The 319-nt window shown below is 55.5% G+C and carries 1 protein-coding gene; it reads left to right on the top strand.

Annotated features, from left to right (window positions below; translation table 11 throughout):
- Positions 1-41 precede the first annotated feature (41 nt).
- A partial coding sequence (locus tag SB756_RS28935) for an aminotransferase class I/II-fold pyridoxal phosphate-dependent enzyme (RefSeq protein ID WP_410912962.1) occupies positions 42-319 on the top strand: 278 nt, incomplete at its 3' end.

The following is a 319-nucleotide window of genomic DNA, read 5'->3' as shown; positions in this document are numbered from 1 at the left end:
AATGCCGTTACTTTGCGTGTTAACGCCCTTAAGGAGCAAGCATGAGCACCGTGACTATTACCGATTTAGCGCGTGAAAACGTCCGCAACCTGACGCCGTATCAGTCGGCGCGTCGTCTGGGCGGTAACGGCGACGTCTGGCTGAACGCCAACGAATACCCCACAGCCGTGGAGTTTCAGCTTACTCAGCAAACGCTCAACCGCTACCCGGAATGTCAGCCGAAAGCGGTGATTGACAATTACGCGCAGTATGCAGGCATAAAACCGGAGCAGGTGCTGGTCAGCCGTGGCGCGGACGAAGGTATTGAACTACTGATTCG

This window comes from Pseudomonas sp. SIMBA_068 (genome assembly GCF_046534705.1).
In the GTDB taxonomy this organism is placed as follows: domain Bacteria; phylum Pseudomonadota; class Gammaproteobacteria; order Pseudomonadales; family Pseudomonadaceae; genus Aquipseudomonas; species Aquipseudomonas putida.
Note: the sequence above shows the minus strand (reverse complement) of the source record. Positions and strands in the feature narration are given on the sequence as shown.